A 2811-nucleotide genomic window follows, 5' to 3' on the forward strand; every position below is an offset into this window, starting at 1 on the left:
AAGCTGATCGCTGCTCGTTTCGCTGCTGACGTGATGGGCGTGCCCACCATCGTTCTGGCTCGTACCGACGCTGAAGCTGCCAACCTGCTGACCAGCGACTACGACGAAAACGACAAGCCTTTCCTGACTGGCGAACGCACTCAAGAAGGCTTCTACCGCGTGAAGAACGGCTTGGAGCAATCCATCAGCCGTGGCGTTGCTTACGCTCCTTACGCTGACTTGGTCTGGTGTGAAACCGGCGTGCCTGACATCGGCTTCGCTCGTGAATTCGCTCAAGCCGTGCACGCCGCTTGCCCTGGCAAGCTGCTGTCGTACAACTGCTCGCCTTCCTTCAACTGGAAGAAGAACCTCGACGACAAGCAGATCGCTTCCTTCCAGGAAGACCTGTCGGCTCTGGGCTACAAGTACCAGTTCATCACGCTGGCTGGTATCCACATCAACTGGTTCAACACGTTCCAGTTCGCCCACGCTTACGCTCGCGGCGAAGGCATGAAGCACTACACCAACATGGTGCAAGAGCCCGAATTCGCAGCTCGCGAAAAGGGTTACACCTTCGTGTCGCACCAGCAAGAAGTGGGCGCAGGCTACTTCGACGACGTGACCACCGTGATCCAAGGTGGTTCGTCTTCCGTGAAGGCCCTGACCGGCTCGACCGAAGAAGAACAGTTCCACTGATCTCTTGCCTGAGGCCTGCTTCGGTGGGCTTCAAGCCAGAACTGGAATCAAAAAACCCGGCATCGCAAGGTGTCGGGTTTTTTTCTGGGCGGCTACAATGTGAGGATTCACTGCCGTCAGGCGGCATGCACATGAACATCGGGTAAGAAGCGTAGAAAGGCACACACGGTTATGACACCGCGAACTTCGACCACCACTCACACCTCGACCGAGGTCTAGTCGGCTGGCCGCTGCTTTCGTATTTCTTATCCCCATCAAGAAAGCGCGGCGACCACCGCGCTTTTTTGTTGCCTGCGCCAATGGTGCGGGCCTCACACCTATCAAGCTGAGAGCACCATGATTTCGATTCAATTGCCAGATGGCTCCAAACGTGAATTCCCTGGCCCCGTGACGGTGGCTGAAGTGGCCGCCTCCATTGGGGCTGGTCTGGCCAAGGCGGCGCTGGCTGGCCGCGTGGGGCAGGGCGATGCAGCTCGCCTGGTGGACACCAGCTACCGCATCGAGGCCGATACGCAACTGGCCATCATCACCGAGAAGGATGCCGATGGCCTGGATGTGATCCGTCACTCGACGGCGCACTTGCTGGCCTATGCCGTCAAGGAGCTGTTCCCGGATGCGCAGGTCACGATCGGCCCAACCATTGAAGACGGCTTCTATTACGACTTTGCCTACAAGCGCCCTTTCACGCCTGAAGACCTGGCCGCCATCGAAAAGAAGATGGGCGAGCTGGCCAAGAAGGACGAGAAGGTCGAGCGTCGTGTGCTGCCTCGGGATGAGGCCGTGGCCTACTTCAAGAGCCTGGGTGAGCACTACAAGGCCGAGATCATTGAAAGCATCCCGGCTGACCAGGATGTCTCGCTGTACGCAGAAGGTGCGTTCACCGATCTGTGCCGCGGCCCTCACGTGCCCAGCACCGGCAAGCTCAAGCACTTCAAGCTGATGAAGGTGGCGGGTGCCTACTGGCGTGGTGACCATCGCAACGAGCAGTTGCAGCGCGTCTATGGCACGGCCTGGACGACCAAGGAAGATCTGCAGCTGTATCTGACTCGCCTGGAAGAGGCTGAGAAGCGCGATCACCGCAAGCTGGGCCGCGAGTTGGACCTGTTCCACATCGATGATCACGCACCGGGCGTCGTGTTCTGGCACCCCAAGGGTTGGACGGTGTGGCAGGCGGTCGAGCAGTACATGCGCCAGATCTACCGTGACAACGGCTATCAGGAAGTCAAAGGCCCGCAGATCATCGACAAGACGCTGTGGGAGAAGACCGGCCACTGGGACAAGTACCGCGACAACATGTTCACCACGGAGTCGGAAAAGCGTGACTACGCGCTCAAGCCGATGAACTGCCCCGGTCACATCCTGATCTTCAACCAGGGCATCAAGAGCTACCGTGATCTGCCGGTGCGTTACGGCGAGTTCGGGCAGTGCCATCGCAATGAGCCTTCCGGTGGTCTGCACGGCATCATGCGCGTGCGCGGCTTCACGCAGGACGATGGGCACGTCTTCTGTACCGAAGACCAGATCCTGCAGGAGTGCGTGGACTTCACGGCCTTGCTGCAGGCGGTCTACAAGGACTTCGGCTTCACCGACATCATCTACAAGGTGGCTACGCGTCCCGAGCACCGCATTGGCTCCGACGAGGTGTGGGACAAGGCTGAGACCGCCTTGATGGCGTCGCTGCGCGCCACGAACAGCGAGTTCACGATCGCCCCGGGCGACGGCGCCTTCTATGGCCCGAAGATCGAGTACACGCTCAAGGATGCGCTGGGGCGTCACTGGCAGTGCGGCACCATCCAGGTGGACTTCTCGATGCCGCAGCGCCTGAATGCCGAGTACGTGGCCGATACCAGCGAGCGCAAGCATCCCGTGATGCTGCACCGTGCGATCCTGGGTTCGCTCGAGCGTTTCATTGGGATTTTGATCGAGCAACACGCCGGTTCGCTGCCCGTCTGGTTGTCTCCTGTGCAGGTTGTGGTGCTCAATATCACCGATGCGCAGGCTGATTACGCTCAAGAAATCGCCAAATCACTGCAGAAACAAGGACTTAGGGTCCAGTTGGATTTGCGAAACGAAAAAATCACGTATAAAATCCGCGAGCATTCGTTGCAGAAGGTGCCGTACTTCATCGTTGTCGGT

Annotated in this window: 2 protein-coding genes; both read left to right on the forward strand. The window is 58.9% G+C overall.

What is annotated here, in order from left to right:
• Positions 1–675 (forward strand): isocitrate lyase (gene aceA / locus HY836_RS12190; RefSeq protein WP_290676428.1); only part of this gene is annotated, 675 nt, incomplete at its 5' end.
• Positions 676–1011: 336 nt separating this feature from the next.
• On the forward strand, positions 1012–2811 hold a 1800-nt coding region (thrS, locus tag HY836_RS12195), incomplete at its 3' end, for a threonine--tRNA ligase (protein WP_290676429.1).

Origin of the sequence: Aquabacterium sp. (assembly GCF_016234775.1) — a bacterium.
Taxonomy (GTDB): Bacteria; Pseudomonadota; Gammaproteobacteria; order Burkholderiales; family Burkholderiaceae_C; genus Aquabacterium.